This is a genomic window from Streptococcus mitis, from assembly GCF_026782895.1.
In the GTDB taxonomy this organism is placed as follows: Bacteria; Bacillota; Bacilli; order Lactobacillales; family Streptococcaceae; genus Streptococcus; species Streptococcus mitis_CB.
In genome coordinates, this window is record NZ_JAKUXJ010000007.1 from 14,841 (window position 1) to 32,652 (window position 17,812).

The window sequence follows — 17,812 nt, forward strand, 5'->3', positions numbered from 1 at the left end:
TTTCAACGACTCGAGCAGCCTATGAACTAGCGCAAGAACTTGGAGTCTATATGCCGATTACACAAGCCATTTACCAAGTTATTTACCACGGAACTAATATCAAAGATGCCATTTATGACATCATGAACAATGAATTTAAGGCAGAAAATGAGTGGTCTTAACTCTCTAAAGAAAGGATTCTTATGACATCAAAAGTTAGAAAGGCAGTCATCCCTGCCGCTGGACTCGGGACTCGATTTTTACCAGCAACCAAAGCACTTGCTAAAGAAATGTTGCCAATTGTGGACAAACCAACTATCCAGTTTATCGTGGAAGAGGCTCTCAAATCAGGTATTGAAGATATTCTGGTTGTCACTGGTAAATCAAAACGTTCTATTGAAGACCACTTTGACTCAAACTTTGAGCTTGAGTACAACCTCAAAGAAAAAGGCAAACACGACTTGCTAAAATTGGTAGACGAAACAACTGGTATGCGCCTTCATTTCATCCGCCAAACTCACCCTCGTGGTCTTGGAGACGCTGTCTTACAAGCCAAAGCTTTTGTAGGAAATGAACCTTTTGTTGTTATGCTGGGTGATGACCTTATGGACATTACTAACGACAAGGCTATCCCATTGACAAAACAACTGATGAATGATTACGAAAAGACACATGCATCAACCATTGCTGTCATGCCCGTACCACACGAAGACGTTTCATCATATGGAGTTATCGCTCCTCAAGGTGAAGGGATTAATGGTCTCTACAGCGTTGAAACTTTCGTTGAAAAACCAGCTCCAGAGGAGGCTCCAAGTGATCTAGCTATTATCGGTCGTTATCTGCTCACACCAGAAATTTTTGAGATCCTCGAAAATCAAGCTCCTGGTGCTGGAAATGAGATTCAGCTTACTGATGCAATCGATACTCTCAATAAAACACAACGTGTTTTCGCTCGTGAATTTACAGGAGCTCGTTACGACGTTGGGGATAAATTCGGCTTTATGAAAACATCTATTGACTACGCCCTCAAGCACCCACAAGTCAAAGATGACTTTAAAGATTACCTCATCCAACTTGGAAAAGAATTAGCTGAGAAGGAATAATACTCTTCGAAAATCTCTTCAAACCACGTTAGCTTCACCTTGCCGTACTCAAGTACAGCCTGCGGTTAGCTTCCTAGTTTGCTCTTTGATTTTCATTGAGTATAAAACAAAAAAAGATAAGGTTCAAAAATGCCTTATCTTTTTTCATTACACAACTATTATTATAAGCTCTCACAACCCCATTCCCTTGTAGAAAAGTAACACTGCGAGTCCTACGAATAACACTACCCCTCCTAACCTCTGGCTGGTACTATACATCCGTCTTTCTCCTCGAACTGGAAAGATAATTGCTAGAAATGCTCCACCAACTGCTCCCCCGATATGGCCTGCTAGGCTGATTCCTGGAATCAGAACGCTTCCAATAATATTAACCACAAAAAGTGTCAGATAGGATTGCCCCAACTGCTGGATATAAGGATTACGCGTTGCATAGCGAAGAACAATAATTGCAGCAAATAGCCCATAGAGAGAAGTAGAAGCTCCTGCTGCTAAGGTTTTTGGACTAAATACAAAAACAAAGAGATTACCCATCATTCCTGATAAAAGATAGAGAAAGAAAAACTTCTTGGATCCGAAAATTTCCTCTACTTGCCTACCAAGATAATAGAGCGAAAGCATATTAACAATGAAATGCTCCCAACCAATATGAACAAAAATGGCAGAGAAGAGACGCCAAACCTGCTCAGGAAAGAGGCGAATAGCTGGCCCATACATGGCTCCAAATCGAAATAATGTATCCGCCCTGTCAAAGTTTCCACCTGTAGTCACCAACATTAGTAGAAATACCAAGGCCGTCACTAAGAGGAAGAAACTCGTTACAGGGTAACGTCTATCAAAGATTTCCTTCATCAATCAGAACCTCCTGAACAGGAATATCATGCTTTTCAGGGATAAAGTCCTGAATTTGACAAAGATAGATCGTACTCAAAGTATGACCAGAAAAATGTTCTAGATAGCGGTCGTAATAACCTCCACCATATCCAATCCGATATCCTTTCGTCCTAAAAACCAAGCCAGGAACATGAATCAAATCAATCTGAGATGCATCCACTACTTCCAAATCTCCCTGTGGTTCCAGTAAGCCAAAGGAAGTTTTGACCAGTTGTTGCGGATCATAGACCACAAAGTCCATGCGCCCCTTGGGATAGGTTTTGGGTATCAGAACCTTTTTGCCGTCCTTCAGCGCCTGCTCAATCAGTTCCTGCGTTTGAAACTCATGAGGAAAAGAGAGGTAGGTTGCGATGATCTTAGCTTCTTGGTAGAAGGGATGTTCCAAAAATTGATCCGTTAAAGCTTGATCCATAGCCTGTTTTTGCTCTCGAGGTAAATCCTTCATTTCGTGCAAGACTTGCTTACGTAATTCCGATTTCATAGACAAGCCCTCTACTCTGCTGCCTTCTTTTTCAGGAAACTAGAGACCGCATCCACCCCAATAGCTAATGCTTCTTCCTTAGGACTCATCTGAGGGTGATGAAGAGCATAGGGACTATCAATACCTAGCCAGAACATAACGCCATCAACTTTTGAAAGGAGATAACCAAAGTCTTCACCTGTCATAGCAGGCTCGATATCAATCAACTCGATTCCCTCTTTTTCTTCAAAGAAGTCCATCAGTTCACGCGCCAAGGCTGGATGGTTCTCAACAGGCAGGTAACCACCTTGTTTGAGTTCCACTTCGACTTCCATACCAAAGGCAGCTGCAACTCCTTCTGCAACTGTTTTGACCCGCTTTTGTACCAAGAGACTCATGTCCTGAGTCAAGGCCCGAATAGTTCCATGCAAAAAGGCTGTGTCTGTTATAACATTGTTGGTTGTTCCAGCCTGAAAAACGCCAAAAGTCACCACTGCTCCCTCGATTGGATTAACATTGCGGCTGACAACTGACTGTACTTGGGTCACAAAGTAACTAGCAGCCACCAAGGCGTCATTAGCTTCATGTGGAAAGGCTGCGTGGCCACCTTTGCCTTTGAAACGGATCTTCACCTCACAAGTCCCTGCAAAGAGTGTATGAGTATTGGTCGCAATCTGACCAACCTTCAAATCTGGCCTAACATGAAGGCCATAAAATTGATCTGGTAGCCAATCTCCAAAAGCCCCGTCCTCATACATAAGCATACCACCTGCTTCATTTTCTTCAGCAGGTTGAAACAGAAAGAGCAGATTATTCTTGGGTTGCTCTTCAAGGGCGCGCTCTAGACAGCCCAAGGCAATAGTCATGTGGAAATCATGGCCACAAGCGTGCATACGACCTTGATGTTGAGAAGCGAAAGGAAGGTCTGTTTGTTCGACGATAGGCAGGCCATCAATATCTGTTCGCCAACCAATGGTTCGCTCTGGTTGACTTCCCTGCAAATAAACCAAAATCCCTGTCCGCCAAGTTCGAATTTGGACAAAATCCTTACCTACAGTCAATTTTTCAATCACATCCAGCAAATATGCATGAGTCTTAAACTCCTCCAAGCCAATCTCTGGAATCTGGTGCAAATCTCGTCTAGTCTGAATCAAATCTAACATCTATCTATCCTCCGATATAGCAGAAAGAGGCTGGAAGAAGGGTTCCGCCTCTTTATTACTTTTACAATTATAAGGTACGAAGCGCATCCTCTAGCGCTGTTTTTTGTTGGGTTTGGGCATCAATCTCTTTGATAATACGAGCTGGAACACCTGCTACCACAACGTTTTCTGGGACATCTTGGGTAACAATGGCTCCTGCTGCGACAACTGAACCACTACCGATTTGGACCCCTTCGATAACCACTGCGTTGGCACCGATGAGAACATTGTCTCCAACACGGACTGGTTCTGCGCTAGCTGGCTCAATCACACCTGCAAGAACGGCACCTGCACCAACGTGACTGTTTTTCCCAACAATAGCACGGCCACCAAGGATAGCCCCCATGTCAATCATAGTTCCTGCACCAATTTCAGCACCGATATTGATAACTGCTCCCATCATGATAACAGCATTGTCACCAATTTCAACTTGGTCACGGATAATAGCACCTGGCTCGATACGAGCATTGATAGCACGTTTGTCTAGCAAGGGAACTGCAGAATTACGAGCATCTTGCTCAACAACATAGTCTTGATTTTCTACCAAACCATCGAGAAGAGGAGCCACATCTTTCCAGTCTCCAAATAGGACATTTCCTAGTTTAACAACAGAGCTAGGTACAGCAGTTGCAAGTTCCCCCTCAAAGGTTACTTTCACACTGGTTTTCTTTTCAGCATTGGCGATAAATTGGATAATTTCTTGAGCGTTCATTTTTGTAGCAGTCATAGGCGCCTCCTAGTTCATTTTAATGATACCTATTCTACCAAAAAAGGCCTCAAATTTGAAGCCTTTTTGTTTGTTTTTAGGTATGATTTTTAGGGATGTGAGATAAAACGTGCTGTCGGTAAAAGCAAGCCCTTACCGATACAACCTAAAAACACTCTTCACAACTATCTCCCCGTGTTTTATTGACTATTCTAGTATAGCACACTTTTAGAATTAAGAAAAGACTTTTTATTTACTTTCTTTCGCTTCTTCTACCGATAGGAAAATCATAGGCAAAATAATCAAGGCCATAGCTAGAAGAAGGGACCAATCCACTACCAAGCCTAAAAACAAAACACTCAAAAGGGCAGAAGAGAGAGGTTCACTGGCACTGATAACGGAAACCACCAAGGGAGAAACCAAGGACACAGCCTTCATGGAAATGAAAAAGGCAAAAGCCGTTCCAAAGAAAGCGATAATGAGACAAATCAAGATACTCCAAATATCAGGAGTAAAGGAAAGCTGATAAACCGGCGAGAGGACATTGCTAAATAAACCTGCCAAAATCATCCCCCACCCAACCGTGGGTACAAACCCATAACGCTTAGCAAAAGGTTGAGGTAAGATAACATTAAACATGACCCCCATGGCGCTCAGCAAACCCGTCACAAGTGCTAGCGGTGTCATGGATAATTGAGAGAGATCTCCCTTTGTCGCCATCAAGCAAACACCCAACATGGCAACCAAAACATAAAAAATAGCGCTTTTTGACGCTCGTTTTTGATAAACCAAGCGATTGTAAAAGAGGATAAAGACAGGACTGATAAACTGTAAAATAGTTGCTGTCGCTGCATTTGAGTATTCTACACAGAGATAGAAAAAATACTGAACTGAAAAAATCCCCAAAATAGCATAGGCTAAAAAGGGTAGGTAATTTTTCTTATCTCGCCAAATATCTAGCACTTGCGATTTTAATTGTATTGCAGACCAAATGAGCACAAGACTCCCTGCCAGTGTCAAACGCATAGAGGTAATCCAGCCCGAAGACACCTGGTAATGAGTAAAGAAATACTCTCCTAGAATCCCACAAATTCCCCATATTAAGCCGGATAGGAGCGAATAAATAGTTCCTTTAACAATCTTTTTCTGATACTGATTCATACCTTTATTGTAACACGAAAGGAAAAAAGAAAAAAGTGGCAATCCATTGATTAGCCACTTCATTTAGAAAAGTTTAAAGAACTTATCGTCTCGTCGTTGAAGAAGAAGGTCTAGTAGCGCTTGAATTGCTACTATTGTTAGAACTACTACTTGAACTGTTAGTCGAACTAGTACTTGAGCTAGAAGGAGTCGGTAGTGTGCTAACGATACTTGACCAAGCATTTTGATAATCTGATTCACTTCCTCCAATAGCAAAGTGATAGCTGGTCGTAGGAGCTCCCGCCTTATTAGCCCAATAGCTCGTTACAGTAGAACCTGAAAGATCCACTGTTTTTCCATTAACGGATACTTTGCCTGGCTTCTGTCCTGTAGATCTGAGGACCTGAGATTGGGTCACACTAGAATCAAGATTAAAGCGTTCATTGCCCCAAACACCAGGCTCAGCCTGTTGGATAGCATTGACCAAGTAAGCCATATATTTGGCATTTCGATAATGCCCAGCCCCCTTAGCCATTGGGCGGTTGTCATCATGCCCTAGCCAACCACCTAGAGTCAATCTTGGTGTTGACAGCATGAGCCACATATTTTCATCTTCATTGGTTGTACCAGTCTTACCAATCCAGTCTGCACGAGCTAAGCTTGAATTGATAGAAGCCAAATCCGTTTGGAAACTTGAAGTGATCCGAGATGAAATCACCTCACGAAGCAAACTCTGCATAATTGTTGCCGTTGCCTTCGAGTACACTTGAACTGGTTTGTCTTGGAATTCATAGATTACCCTACCGTCAGGTGATTCAATCTTAGAAATCACATGTTTCTGATGGTAAACACCGTTATTAGCAATTGTTTGATAACCATTGGTATGCTGGGCAACTGTGACTTCAATCCCACCACCCATAGGCAGACTTTCGATACCGTACTCTGGAATCTCGTAACCCATTTTCTCCATGTACCCCTTGACATCCACGCCCTTCTCACGAAGCATGCGATAGGTCCAATAGGCTGGGATATTCCACGAATAGTTCAAGGCTTCACCCAGGGTCATCATGCCTGTACCTGGACTATTTACATACATGATAGGATTGCCATTAGAGAATTTTGTCGGATAATTGGACAAGATACTAGCGCTTCCCATCAAACCTTGGTCAATGGCAATACCGTAGGCCAACAAAGGCTTGGTTGTAGAGGCTGGCGAGCGCTTAGTGTCAAAGGCGTGATTGTTTTGGTTAGTCTGGTAATTACGACCACCAACAAAGCCTAGAACAGCCCCCGTTTTATTGTCCATCAAAACATTCCCTACTTCAGGTTGCCCAGTTGAATCATCTACCAAACGACCATAGTTAGCAACTGCATTTTGCATGGCGTTATGGATTTTTTTATTGATCGTTGTAGTGATTTTATAGCCACCGTTACTTAGTTCCTGCTCAGCTCGCTCATGATAGGCCTTTTGAACCGCTTCCTTTTTCAACTCCTGACTAGAGACATTGTCCTGTTGAACTAAATAATCATACATACGGTCTGTCGCTTCAGCCATAGCCGTAAAGTAAAGGTAATCCCTCGAAACAGCATTGACAGTTCCTGATGGCAAGAAATCTTGCTTGAGATTATAATCCTTGTACTGGTCGTACTCTTCCTTAGTTAAAGCACCCGTACGATACATATTATAGAGAACTCCCTTGGCCCGCTTCAAACCAAGTTCTAAGTCTTCATCACTCTTTAACTCTCCAGTATTTTCATAAGGGGAATAGGTAATCGGACTCTGTGGCAAACCTGCTAAGAAAGCGGCTTGGGGAATACTCAGCTTGTTGGCATCGATACCGAAAATCCCTTCAGCAGCTTGCTGGGCACCTGCAATATTCTGTCCTTTATGATTTCGACCAAAGGGAGCGACATTGAGATAAGTAGTCAAGATTTCATCCTTACTCATGCTGCGTTCCAAGGCAAGGGCATCAACAATTTCTGTAGCCTTACGAGCCAAAGTAGGAGCATCTCCGACCACTTGTTGTTTGATTAACTGTTGGGTCAAGGTCGAGCCCCCGCTAGATGAGCCCAAACCTGCAAAGGTTCCCAAAGTCGCCCGAATCACAGCTTTTGGCACAACCCCCTTATGTTCAAGAAAATGTTCGTCCTCAGTTGCAACGATAGCCTTTTTGAGATTGTCTGATATTTCCTCAGATGAAACAGAAGTTCGCAGTAGGTCGCTCTCGATAGAAGCAATGACACTCCCATCTGCATAAACAATTTCTGAGATGGAAGAAATATTTTTAACCTGCTTGACCAAGTCCTCCGCTTGAGGAACCTTAGCCTTGTCAAACAAAGCAACTCCATAACCAAGAGCTACACCAGCACCAAAAAGCCCACCGATAAAGCCTAGAATAAAGAGAGTATTCAAAATTCCCTTGATAGCAACTAAAAGGCTACCTAGGATAGCCAGAACTTTCCCACTTGTCCCATCCGACTGCTTCTCTTCTGAGACTTTCTCTGATTTTTTATGATTTATGTTTGATTTTACTAGCTGGAAAAATTCCAGCATTTTTCGTTTTAATTCATTTAATTGATTTTGCATGGATTTCCTCACTCTATCTATTATACCATAAAAGGTAAACTTTCAATAAAATAGCCACTTTCTTCCTTATTCTACTAGGCTATTGCCCAAGTTTGTGATACAATAGGTAGAAACAATATTTTTAAAAAGGAGAAAAGACACATGCACATTTTTGATGAGCTAAAAGAGCGTGGTTTGATTTTTCAAACGACTGATGAAGAAGCTTTGCGTAAAGCCCTAGAAGAAGGTCAAGTTTCTTATTATACTGGCTACGATCCAACTGCTGACAGCCTTCACCTAGGCCACCTTGTCGCAATCTTGACAAGTCGTCGCTTGCAGCTAGCAGGTCACAAACCTTATGCGCTCGTTGGCGGTGCTACAGGTCTCATCGGAGATCCGTCCTTCAAAGATGCTGAACGTAGTCTCCAAACAAAAGACACAGTAAATGGCTGGGTCAAGTCTATCCAAGGACAACTTTCTCGTTTTCTTGACTTTGAAAATGGTGAAAATAAAGCTGTCATGGTCAACAACTACGACTGGTTTGGCAGCATCAGCTTCATTGATTTCCTCCGTGATATCGGAAAATACTTTACTGTCAACTACATGATGAGCAAGGAGTCTGTGAAAAAACGGATTGAAACAGGAATTTCATACACTGAGTTTGCCTACCAAATCATGCAAGGTTACGATTTCTTCGTTCTTAACCAAGACCACAACGTAACGCTTCAAATCGGTGGTTCTGACCAGTGGGGAAATATGACAGCTGGTACTGAATTGCTTCGTCGTAAGGCTGACAAGACAGGCCACGTTATCACTGTTCCACTGATCACAGATGCAACTGGTAAGAAATTTGGTAAATCAGAAGGAAACGCAGTCTGGCTCAATCCTGAAAAGACTTCTCCATACGAAATGTACCAATTTTGGATGAACGTTATGGACGCTGACGCTGTTCGCTTCTTGAAGATCTTTACTTTCTTGTCACTTGATGAGATTGAAGACATCCGTAAACAATTTGAAGCAGCTCCACACGAACGCTTGGCTCAAAAAGTCTTGGCTCGTGAAGTCGTTACACTCGTTCACGGCGAAGAAGCCTACAAAGAAGCCCTCAACATCACTGAGCAACTCTTTGCAGGAAACATCAAGAATCTTTCTGTTAAAGAGCTCAAACAAGGACTTAGTGGTGTACCAAACTACCAAGTACAAGCAGACGAAAACCACAATATTGTGGAACTACTCGTCTCATCTGGTGTAGTTAACTCAAAACGCCAAGCCCGTGAAGATGTCCAAAACGGAGCTATCTACGTAAACGGTGACCGCATCCAAGACCTTGACTATGTCTTAAGTGACGCAGATAAGCTTGAGAACGAACTGACTGTTATCCGTCGCGGTAAGAAAAAATACTTTGTATTGACTTACTAAACTGTTCAACATTTACCTATAAAAAAGGAGTTAACCTCGAGAAAGGTAACTCCTTTTTGCTGTTAATAGTCCCCACCTATCCCTTAATAGACAGGCTACGCAGTACAATACGTAAGGTTGTTAGATTATGTAAGATAGAGAGATTTGAAGGACTGAGCCAATTAAACAAGCCAAAGCCAATCAAACTACTATTTACGACAACGGTATCTTGAATATTCTTCTTGATGAGGGTTTGCAAAGATGATGATAGCGAATCCAACTCTTGGAAGAAATCCAAGCGATTATCTAACAATAAGATATCACTCATCTGCTTAGAAATATCTGCACTCTCATTCATCACCACACCGATATCTGATAGGGTTAGAGCCGCTGAGTCATTCAAGCCATCTCCAACCATCAAAATAGTGTGACCTGCTTTCTGCAGTTCCTCTACTAACTCAAATTTTCCATCAGGTTTCAAGTCTGTATAGACCTGATCAAAGGGCAAATCTTTGACTAATTCCTCTGTTCTAACCAAGGTGTCCCCTGTTGCCAGAATCAATTTTTTCCCTTGTGCCTTAAGTTTCTCCAAGGCTGCTTTTGCTTCTTTTCTCAAAGGAGTATGAATGCAGAACATTCCAATCAATTCATTCTGATAAGCCAAGAATAAGAGATTGTAGTGACTCTTGTACTCTTCAATTAAAGCATTTTGTTCTGAACTGATATGAATCTGCTCATCCTGCATCAAGACATAATTCCCAATAAGAACTGGTTGCCCATCTATATGAGATTTGATCCCCTTGCTTGCAATATATTGGAGTTTCCCATGCATTTCCTCATGTTCAATCCCCTCTATCTCAGCTTGCTTGACGATGGCATTAGCAATAGGATGATAAATGTGTTCCTCAAGACAGGCACTGATTCTGAGAATATCTTCCTCACTATAGTCCCCAAAAGGTAACACCTTTTCAACTATAGGATAACTAGTTGTGATTGTTCCCGTCTTATCAAACAAGAAAGTATCAACTTCCAGGTATTTCTCCAGAACATCTCCATCCTTAATCACCATTTCACGATTCAACCCCTCCTTGATAGCTGTCAAATAAGCTACAGGAGTAGAGATTTTCAAAGCGCAGGAGAAATCGACCAATAGGAAAGAAATAGCCTTAGAAAAAGAACCTGTCAATAGGTAAGTCAGCCCAGCCCCCAAGAAATTATATTTGACGACCTTATCCGCCATCTTGATGAAATAGCGTTGTTTCGTTTTCTTGTTTTCTTCAGATTTCTTCATCAACTCAATCAGTTGTAAAATCCGGCTGTTCATCTGATTATCGGTTACACGAATGCGCAACTCTCCAGTTTCTAATACTGTATTTGCACAAACCAAATCAGACTCTCTTTTTTCAACTGGAAAACTCTCTCCCGTCAAGGAACTTTCGTTGACCATACCTAAACCTGAAACTACTTGTCCATCAAACAGAATTTCATTTCCTTGAGATAGGACCAAGACATCTCCTATTTGAACATCGGAACTCTTGATACTAACAACCGTATCGCCCTGTACTAAGAATACATCGCTCTCTTTTGCAAGAAGGCTTTGTTCTAAATCTGTTGCAGTTTTTTTCAAGGACCACTGATCTAAATGATTCCCCAAATCAAGCATAAACATGATATTGCTAGCTGTCTTGGATTGGTTCATAAACAAGGACAATAAAATCGCCGAACAGTCCAAGACCTCCATCGTTAGTTCCTTACGCGCTAGTGTTTGATAGGCTTCTCTAATATAGCCAAAAGCCTGATAACAAGTCCATATATAGCGAATAGGATACGGCACAAAACTACGAAAAAGTATACGCTTAATCGCTGCACCTGAAACAATAGAATAAGCACTCTCTTCTCTACGAATGGGAAGAGTCATCAACTCAGAAACTTTCCCTTTATCAATTCTTTTTAAAAAGGCTTCTGCATTATCTAATACAGAAAAGCCTTCTTTTATACGTAGAGTAAAGTGCTGTTGATCCATGTAAAACTGGATAGACTCAATCCCCTTTTCATCTCTCGCCAAGGAACGAAGATAGTCTTGAATATCCAAGGTGAGTGAAAAAGAAGATGATAGTCGGATATGTTGGTATCCTCTATGTAGCACTTTAAAAGACATATTATTCTCCTATAAGGCTATCTAATTGCTCTTCTTTTTTCTCTTGCTCGTACAAATATTTGGCATCTTGCAAGACATCGTCTCCATGTTGTTTCACAACAGAAACAGATGCATCTAGCCCGTCTTTCAACTTGTAAGCCTTAGCCAAAGCTTTAGAATAACCTTTTTTAGCTTCCTTACTTGCTAAGATTTTCAAGCCAAGGGTACCAAATGCGACACCACCCAAAAAGAGTGATGATTTTTTCGCAACTTTTGCAACGGTTAATACTTCTTTTAACATACTTATTTCCTCCTTATCATTATTATATAGAAATTTCGATATAAAAGCAATTTTATTCTATAAATTGGAGAATTAGTTTTATTTCTACTGAATCTCCCATCTACTTATTCCTAAAGTTGCTTTCATTTGCCTCTTTTGATACACTTAAACTATGAATACAAATCTCAAACCCAAACTTCAACGTTTTGCTTCTGCTACTGCCTTTGCCTGTCCCATCTGTCAAGAAAAGCTACCTCTAGTAGCTAGCAGTCTCAAGTGTAGCAATCACCATTCTTTTGATCTGTCAAAATTCGGCTATGTCAATCTGGCACCTCAAATCAAGCAATCTGCCAACTACGACAAGGAAAACTTCCAAAATCGCCAGCAAATCCTAGAAGCTGGATTTTATCAAGCTATTCTAGAGGCTGTATCTGATTTACTTTCAAACTCAAAAAATGCCAAAACAATTTTAGATATCGGTTGTGGTGAAGGTTTCTATTCTCGTAAACTCCAAGAAAGCCATCCTGACAAAACCTTCTATGCCTTCGACATTTCCAAAGATTCCGTCCAAATCGCTGCCAAGAGCGAACCCAACTGGGCAGTCAATTGGTTCGTTGGTGACTTGGCACGACTTCCTATAAAAGACGCCAGTATGGATATCCTGCTTGATATCTTCTCACCTGCCAACTATGGAGAATTTCGTCGCGTTTTATCCAAAGACGGTATCTTGATAAAGGTTATTCCAACTAAAAATCACCTCAAGGAAATCCGTCAGAAGGTACAAGACCAGCTGACAAACAAGGACTATTCCAACCAAGATATCAAAAATCATTTCCAAGATCACTTTACCATCCTATCTAGTCAAACTGCCTCACTAACCCAGTCTATCACAGCAAAGCAGCTCCAAGCCCTACTCAGTATGACTCCTCTCCTCTTTCACATCGACCAGAGCAAGATTGACTGGAGCCAACTGACAGAGATTACCATTGAAGCAGAGATTTTGGTTGGGAGAGAACTATAATTGACACAAAAAACCGCATTTCAAGAAGATCTGCGGTTTTAAATTTCAATTTTTAAACTATCTATCCCAAAAGTCTAAAACATTTAAAGCTTTTAGCTTCTCCATTTATTTTCGATTCGAAATAAAAAACTTATCAATAAATAGCAAGTGAAATAAGGCAAGTGTAATTCCCGATAAGCACCCATGATAAGAGATTTCTTGATGGGTAAGGGGGTAAAGATTACTATTACCCGCCAAGAGGCATGTTAAAATAACAAATAAAATCCAAAATAAATCAGTCCATTTATATTTTGAAAAATATTTTTTCCACATAAGAACACCTTCTTTCCTACAATCATATTATAATACTTTGTGTAAGTGAATACAAGAGATATGAGGTAATCAACTACGAAGAAGCATGAGGTTGAAAGACAGTAAAACCAACTTTTTAAACGTTCAATGTGTCTATGATTTCTCTCTTTTTAAGACAAGATTGGCTCAAATCCATAGCATTCAAAAAAGCGAATTTCAATCGAAATTCGCTTTATAGGAAAGTGTATTAGTCTAAATCTTGTATCTTATACTCAATGAAAATCAAAGAGCAAACTAGGAAGCTAGCCGCAGGCTGTACTTGAGTACGGCAAGGCAACGCTGACGTGGTTTGAAGAGATTTTCGAAGAGTATTAATTCAAGTGCCAGATATCTTCGTTATACTGAGCGATTGTACGGTCAGATGAGAAGAATCCTGCTTTAGAAATGTTAACGATAACTTTATCCAACCATGCGTCACGGTCTTCGTAGTCAGCCAACATTTGCTCTTTGACTTTGATGTAGTCTTCCAAGTCAAGAAGAGTCATGAACCAGTCTTTGTTGATCAATTCCTTGTAAAGACGTTCCAAGCGCTCTTTGTTTCCAGCTGCAAGAACTGCATCGCTAACGATGAAGTCAACCAATGGTTTGATAGCTTTACGGGCGTAGAATTCGCTTGATTTGTAAGCTGCTTTTGCGTAAAGGTCGATAACAGTTTCTGAATCTTCACCAAAGATGTAGATGTTTTCGTCGCCAACCAACTCAGCGATTTCCACGTTAGCACCGTCCATAGTACCAAGTGTCAAAGCTCCGTTCAACATGAATTTCATGTTACCAGTACCTGAAGCTTCTTTAGAAGCAAGTGAGATTTGTTCTGAGATATCACATGCTGGGATAAGGAAGCTTGCTGCAGTAACGTTGTAGTTTTCAACCATAACAACTTGCAAGTGTGGAGCTACTGCTGGATCGTTAGCAATAACTTCTGACATGCAAAGGATCAAGTGGATGATGTCTTGAGCGATTGTGTAGGCCGGAGCTGCTTTACCACCAAAGAAGATTGTGATTGGGCGAGCAGGGATGTTACCAGCTTTGATGTCAAGGTATTTGTGGATCACGTACAAAGCGTTCATTTGTTGGCGTTTGTACTCGTGAAGACGTTTGATTTGGATATCAAAGATAGAGTTTGTATTGATTTCCACACCTTGGTGTTCTTTCAAGTGACGAGCCAATTTACGTTTGTTGTGTGCCTTGATGCTTTCCAATTTTTCTTTGACAGCTGCTTTGTCTTCATAAGACAAGAGTTTTTCAAGCTCATCTGCTTCATGGTGCCAACCTTCTCCAATAATCTCATCCAAGTAGTGAGATAGTCTTGGGTTAGCATGCATGAGCCAACGACGGAAAGTGATACCGTTTGTTTTGTTGTTGAATTTTTCTGGGTAAAGGTCGTAGAAGGCTTTCAATTCAGAGTTCTTCAAGATTTCAGTGTGAAGTGCTGCAACCCCGTTAACACTGTATCCGTAGTGGATATCCATGTGAGCCATGTGAACACGTCCGCTCTCATCGATGATTTGAACAGCTGGATCTTTGTATTCTGCTTTCACGCGACGGTCCAATTCTTCGATGATTGGAACCAAGTGAGGAACCACTTCTTGCAAGAATTCAAGAGGCCATTTTTCAAGGGCTTCAGCAAGGATTGTGTGGTTAGTATAGGCAGTCATGCTACGAACGATTGAGATTGCTTCGTCAAGTTCGATACCACGAGCAGTCAAAAGACGGATCAATTCAGGAATAACCATTGATGGGTGAGTATCGTTGATTTGGACAACTGCGTAGTCAGTAAGGTCATGCAAGTTGCTTCCTTTTTCGATTGCTTCTTCGATGATCAATTGCGCACCGTTTGAAACCATGAAGTATTGTTGGAAGATACGGAGCAATTCACCTTGACGGTCACTATCATCTGGGTAAAGGAAAAGAGTCAAGTTGCGAGCGATATCTGTCTTATCAAAGTTGATACCATCTTTAATGATTGAAGAATCAACAGAATCCAAGTCAAACAAGCGCAAGCGGTTCTTAGTTTCTGTCTTGTAACCAGGTACATCGATATCGTAAAGAGTTGATGTCAATGTGAAGTGAGCAAATGGTACTTGGTAGCTACGGCTTGAGCGAACCAACCAGTTTTGCTCTGTCAACCATGCATTTGGAATTGTTTCTTGTTGGTTGTTTTTAAGAACTTGTTGGAAAAGACCGTAGTGGTAGTTAAGACCAACACCGTCACCGTTCAAACCAAGAGTAGCAATTGAGTCGATAAAGCAGGCAGCCAAACGTCCCAAACCACCATTACCAAGAGATGGTTCCAATTCAACTTCTTCAACTTCAATCAAGTCTTTACCTGCAGCTGCAAGTTCTTTTTTAACATCGTCGTAAAGACCAAGGTTGATCAAGTTGTTTGACAAAAGTTTACCAATCAAGAACTCAGCTGAGATGTAGTAAACTTTTTTCTTACCAGTGTTAACTGGTTTTTGACTACTTGCAAGCTTGCTGTAGTTAAGAAGAGCCAGGTAAAGCTCTTCATTGCTACATTCTGCAATGGTTTTATTGTAACGATTTTGTACAAATTCTTGTAGTGATAACATGTTTAAGGTGTCTCCTGATATTGTATTATTTCTTTAATTCTACCAAATTTTCATTGATTCGGCGATAGATTGTTGTCAAGTCAAGCAAGCCTTCCTCGACAGCTGGTGTCAATTGATCTTCAGTCATACGCCAAGACCAGTTTCCACCAAGAGTAGATGGGAAGTTCATACGAGCTGCCTCATCCAATTCTAGCAAATCTTGCATAGTTGCAATTGCCATGAAGCTAACTGATGAAAAGACTGTACGAAGCATAGCATGTGGCACTGTTTCGTATTCTTTACGGTTAGTGTAGCGAGCCATGTATTCACGAGTCGCATCATCGATCTCGTTACGGTACCAACCAAGGACCGTATTGTTATCGTGTGTTCCTGTGTACATAACTGAGTTAGCAGGTGCCAAGTGTGGGCTATCGATGCTTTCGTCTTCTGGGTTGAATGCAAATTGAAGAATCTTCATTCCTGGGAAGCCAGTACGTTCACGCAATTCGATAACTTCGTCTGTCATGAAACCAAGGTCTTCTGCGATGATGTTTAACTCACCAAGTTCTTCCTTAACGGCTGCAAAAAGCTTGTAGCCAGGACCTTTTACCCACTCACCAGGTGCTGCTGTATCGGAACCAGCAGGGATTTCCCAGTAAGATTCGAAACCACGGAAGTGGTCAATACGAACGATGTCGTAGATTTTGAAGCTTTCACGCAAGCGTTCAATCCACCATTTGTAGCCGTCTTTGTCCATTGCTTCCCAGTCATAGATTGGGTTACCCCAAAGCTGACCAGTTGCAGAAAATTCATCTGGTGGGCATCCTGCGATGCAAGTCGCCTTACCGTTGACATCTGTCTTGAAGAGATGTGGATTTGCCCACATATCGCTTGAATCTTCCGCTACGTAGATTGGCATGTCCCCAACGATTTCGATGTGGTTGTCGTTAGCGTAAGCTTTCAACTTCAACCATTGTTGGAAGAAGAAGTATTGAGTCACACGGTGGTAAACCAACTTGTCTGCCAATTGCTCACGGTAGCTTTCAAGTGCTGAAGCTTTACGAGCACGAGCATCTGCATCTGGCCATTCAGTCCAAGCAAGATTGTCAAAATGCTCTTTGATAGCCATATACTCTGCAAAGAGTTCAAGCCATGATTGGTTGTCTTGAGCAAATTTCTCAAAATCTTTAACATCTCCCACTTCCAAGAAACGTTTTACCGCTTTTTCTAAAAGAGGACGACGTGCATAGTAGATTTTCGCATAATCAACTTCAGACGCATCACTACCAAAGTCAACCCCTTCAAGGTCACTTGCTTGCAACAAGCCTTGTTCCACCAAGATATCTAAATCGATAAAATGAGTGTTCCCTGCGAAGGCTGAGAAAGATTGGTAAGGAGAGTCTCCGTAACTAGTTGTTCCTAGTGGAAGGATTTGCCAGTAACGTTGTTTTGTGCGAACCAAGAAATCAACGAAGTCGTAAGCACTTTTACCAAATGATCCGATTCCGTATGCTCCTGGAAGAGAAGAAATGTGCATCAACACACCACTTTGACGTTTTTTCATAATAAGCACCTCATGTGTTTATAGTTAGATATTACATTTTTATGAACGCAAACGTTTGCGCTATTACTAGTATAGCTTATTTTCTTGATAAATGCAAGCGGTTTTAGATAACTTTTTTGATTATTTTTTTAAAATTTTTTCTTCTTACTCGTATATATATTCTTTCAGGCAACAAACAAAATAGGAATAAGGGTTTCACTTATCTCATTAAGCAAAAATAAAGTGTGAATCCTCCCTGCTTTCCATTTGTAAATTAGGCAATCGTTTTCTCAACTTTTTTTAAATTTAAAACAAAACGGATTTTTGGGATTTTCTACTATTATATGACGATGAAGCGTTTACTTTTTTCACAATTTTTTAAAAAAATTTTACAAAAAACACTTGCAACCGCTTTCCGATTGTGCTATACTAGTCCCATAAAGGAAAACGTTTGCGTTTCCTCATTATAAAATTTGTTATTCTTTA

The 17,812-nt window shown here is 41.1% G+C and carries 14 protein-coding genes; 3 read left to right on the top strand and 11 right to left on the bottom strand.

Annotated elements, in window-relative coordinates:
• The first annotated feature begins 182 nt into the window (after window positions 1-182).
• Window positions 183-1,082, top strand: coding sequence for a UTP--glucose-1-phosphate uridylyltransferase GalU (gene galU, locus MK480_RS08815; RefSeq protein ID WP_084925357.1), 900 nt, complete (start codon window positions 183-185; stop codon window positions 1,080-1,082).
• Window positions 1,083-1,253: 171 nt separating this feature from the next.
• Here the strand turns inward: galU and MK480_RS08820 are convergent, their stop codons facing one another.
• The 6 genes from MK480_RS08820 to pbp1b all read right to left on the bottom strand — a co-directional run bounded on the left by MK480_RS08820 (window position 1,254) and on the right by pbp1b (window position 8,068).
• Window positions 1,254-1,931: a rhomboid family intramembrane serine protease gene (locus tag MK480_RS08820; protein WP_084925359.1), complete on the bottom strand. Its 678-nt coding sequence runs from the start codon at window positions 1,929-1,931 to the stop codon at window positions 1,254-1,256.
• Window positions 1,915-2,454, bottom strand: coding sequence for a 5-formyltetrahydrofolate cyclo-ligase (locus MK480_RS08825; RefSeq protein ID WP_000834330.1), 540 nt, complete (start codon window positions 2,452-2,454; stop codon window positions 1,915-1,917). Before MK480_RS08825 ends, MK480_RS08820 begins: the two co-directional genes overlap by 17 nt.
• 11 nt (window positions 2,455-2,465) lie before the next feature.
• Complete coding sequence (locus tag MK480_RS08830) at window positions 2,466-3,596, bottom strand: N-acetyldiaminopimelate deacetylase (RefSeq protein ID WP_153199345.1); 1,131 nt, start codon at window positions 3,594-3,596, stop codon at window positions 2,466-2,468.
• Between the two features lie 67 nt (window positions 3,597-3,663).
• Window positions 3,664-4,362, bottom strand: coding sequence for a 2,3,4,5-tetrahydropyridine-2,6-dicarboxylate N-acetyltransferase (gene dapD, locus MK480_RS08835; RefSeq protein WP_000127443.1), 699 nt, complete (start codon window positions 4,360-4,362; stop codon window positions 3,664-3,666).
• A 228-nt stretch (window positions 4,363-4,590) separates the two neighbouring features.
• A complete protein-coding gene (locus tag MK480_RS08840; protein ID WP_153199347.1) occupies window positions 4,591-5,502 on the bottom strand; it encodes a DMT family transporter in 912 nt (303 codons plus the stop codon).
• Between the two features lie 82 nt (window positions 5,503-5,584).
• Complete coding sequence (pbp1b, locus tag MK480_RS08845) at window positions 5,585-8,068, bottom strand: penicillin-binding protein PBP1B (protein WP_268707546.1); 2,484 nt, start codon at window positions 8,066-8,068, stop codon at window positions 5,585-5,587.
• Window positions 8,069-8,209: 141 nt separating this feature from the next.
• On the opposite strand from pbp1b, the gene tyrS reads away from it, so the two are divergent.
• A complete protein-coding gene (tyrS, locus tag MK480_RS08850; RefSeq protein ID WP_268707547.1) occupies window positions 8,210-9,466 on the top strand; it encodes a tyrosine--tRNA ligase in 1,257 nt (418 codons plus the stop codon).
• 76 nt (window positions 9,467-9,542) lie between these two features.
• On the opposite strand, the gene MK480_RS08855 is transcribed toward tyrS, so the two are convergent.
• Together MK480_RS08855 and MK480_RS08860 are read right to left on the bottom strand one after the other, a co-directional pair.
• On the bottom strand, window positions 9,543-11,603 hold the full coding sequence (locus tag MK480_RS08855; protein WP_084887282.1) for a heavy metal translocating P-type ATPase: 2,061 nt from the start codon (window positions 11,601-11,603) through the stop codon (window positions 9,543-9,545).
• Between the two features lies 1 nt (window position 11,604).
• The gene (locus MK480_RS08860) at window positions 11,605-11,883 is read right to left on the bottom strand and encodes a DUF6110 family protein (RefSeq protein WP_000910910.1); all 279 of its coding nucleotides are present in this window, start codon (window positions 11,881-11,883) and stop codon (window positions 11,605-11,607) included.
• 151 nt (window positions 11,884-12,034) lie between these two features.
• On the opposite strand from MK480_RS08860, the gene MK480_RS08865 reads away from it, so the two are divergent.
• Window positions 12,035-12,883, top strand: coding sequence for a methyltransferase domain-containing protein (locus MK480_RS08865; protein ID WP_045610942.1), 849 nt, complete (start codon window positions 12,035-12,037; stop codon window positions 12,881-12,883).
• A gap of 105 nt (window positions 12,884-12,988) precedes the next feature.
• Here MK480_RS08865 and MK480_RS08870 read toward each other — a convergent pair whose 3' ends face one another.
• The 3 genes from MK480_RS08870 to malQ form a co-directional block, all read right to left on the bottom strand.
• Window positions 12,989-13,195: a hypothetical protein gene (locus MK480_RS08870; RefSeq protein WP_000265676.1), complete on the bottom strand. Its 207-nt coding sequence runs from the start codon at window positions 13,193-13,195 to the stop codon at window positions 12,989-12,991.
• Between the two features lie 350 nt (window positions 13,196-13,545).
• The gene (gene glgP, locus MK480_RS08875; RefSeq protein ID WP_268707548.1) at window positions 13,546-15,804 is read right to left on the bottom strand and encodes a glycogen/starch/alpha-glucan family phosphorylase; all 2,259 of its coding nucleotides are present in this window, start codon (window positions 15,802-15,804) and stop codon (window positions 13,546-13,548) included.
• A gap of 25 nt (window positions 15,805-15,829) precedes the next feature.
• Window positions 15,830-17,347 carry a 4-alpha-glucanotransferase gene (gene malQ / locus MK480_RS08880; RefSeq protein WP_000747274.1) on the bottom strand — a complete coding sequence of 506 codons (1,518 nt, stop codon included), beginning with the start codon at window positions 17,345-17,347 and terminating at the stop codon, window positions 15,830-15,832.
• Between the last annotated feature and the right edge of the window lie 465 nt (window positions 17,348-17,812).

What these genes read in the sequence shown, in the direction of transcription:
- galU (WP_084925357.1), top strand. Translation starts at nt 183, where the DNA reads ATGACATCAAAAGTTAGAAAGGCAGTCATCCCTGCCGCTGGACTCGGG.
- MK480_RS08820 (WP_084925359.1), bottom strand. Translation starts at nt 1,931, where the DNA reads ATGAAGGAAATCTTTGATAGACGTTACCCTGTAACGAGTTTCTTCCTC.
- MK480_RS08825 (WP_000834330.1), bottom strand. Translation starts at nt 2,454, where the DNA reads ATGAAATCGGAATTACGTAAGCAAGTCTTGCACGAAATGAAGGATTTA.
- MK480_RS08830 (WP_153199345.1), bottom strand. Translation starts at nt 3,596, where the DNA reads ATGTTAGATTTGATTCAGACTAGACGAGATTTGCACCAGATTCCAGAG.
- dapD (WP_000127443.1), bottom strand. Translation starts at nt 4,362, where the DNA reads ATGACTGCTACAAAAATGAACGCTCAAGAAATTATCCAATTTATCGCC.
- MK480_RS08840 (WP_153199347.1), bottom strand. Translation starts at nt 5,502, where the DNA reads ATGAATCAGTATCAGAAAAAGATTGTTAAAGGAACTATTTATTCGCTC.
- pbp1b (WP_268707546.1), bottom strand. Translation starts at nt 8,068, where the DNA reads ATGCAAAATCAATTAAATGAATTAAAACGAAAAATGCTGGAATTTTTC.
- tyrS (WP_268707547.1), top strand. Translation starts at nt 8,210, where the DNA reads ATGCACATTTTTGATGAGCTAAAAGAGCGTGGTTTGATTTTTCAAACG.
- MK480_RS08855 (WP_084887282.1), bottom strand. Translation starts at nt 11,603, where the DNA reads ATGTCTTTTAAAGTGCTACATAGAGGATACCAACATATCCGACTATCA.
- MK480_RS08860 (WP_000910910.1), bottom strand. Translation starts at nt 11,883, where the DNA reads ATGTTAAAAGAAGTATTAACCGTTGCAAAAGTTGCGAAAAAATCATCA.
- MK480_RS08865 (WP_045610942.1), top strand. Translation starts at nt 12,035, where the DNA reads ATGAATACAAATCTCAAACCCAAACTTCAACGTTTTGCTTCTGCTACT.
- MK480_RS08870 (WP_000265676.1), bottom strand. Translation starts at nt 13,195, where the DNA reads ATGTGGAAAAAATATTTTTCAAAATATAAATGGACTGATTTATTTTGG.
- glgP (WP_268707548.1), bottom strand. Translation starts at nt 15,804, where the DNA reads ATGTTATCACTACAAGAATTTGTACAAAATCGTTACAATAAAACCATT.
- malQ (WP_000747274.1), bottom strand. Translation starts at nt 17,347, where the DNA reads ATGAAAAAACGTCAAAGTGGTGTGTTGATGCACATTTCTTCTCTTCCA.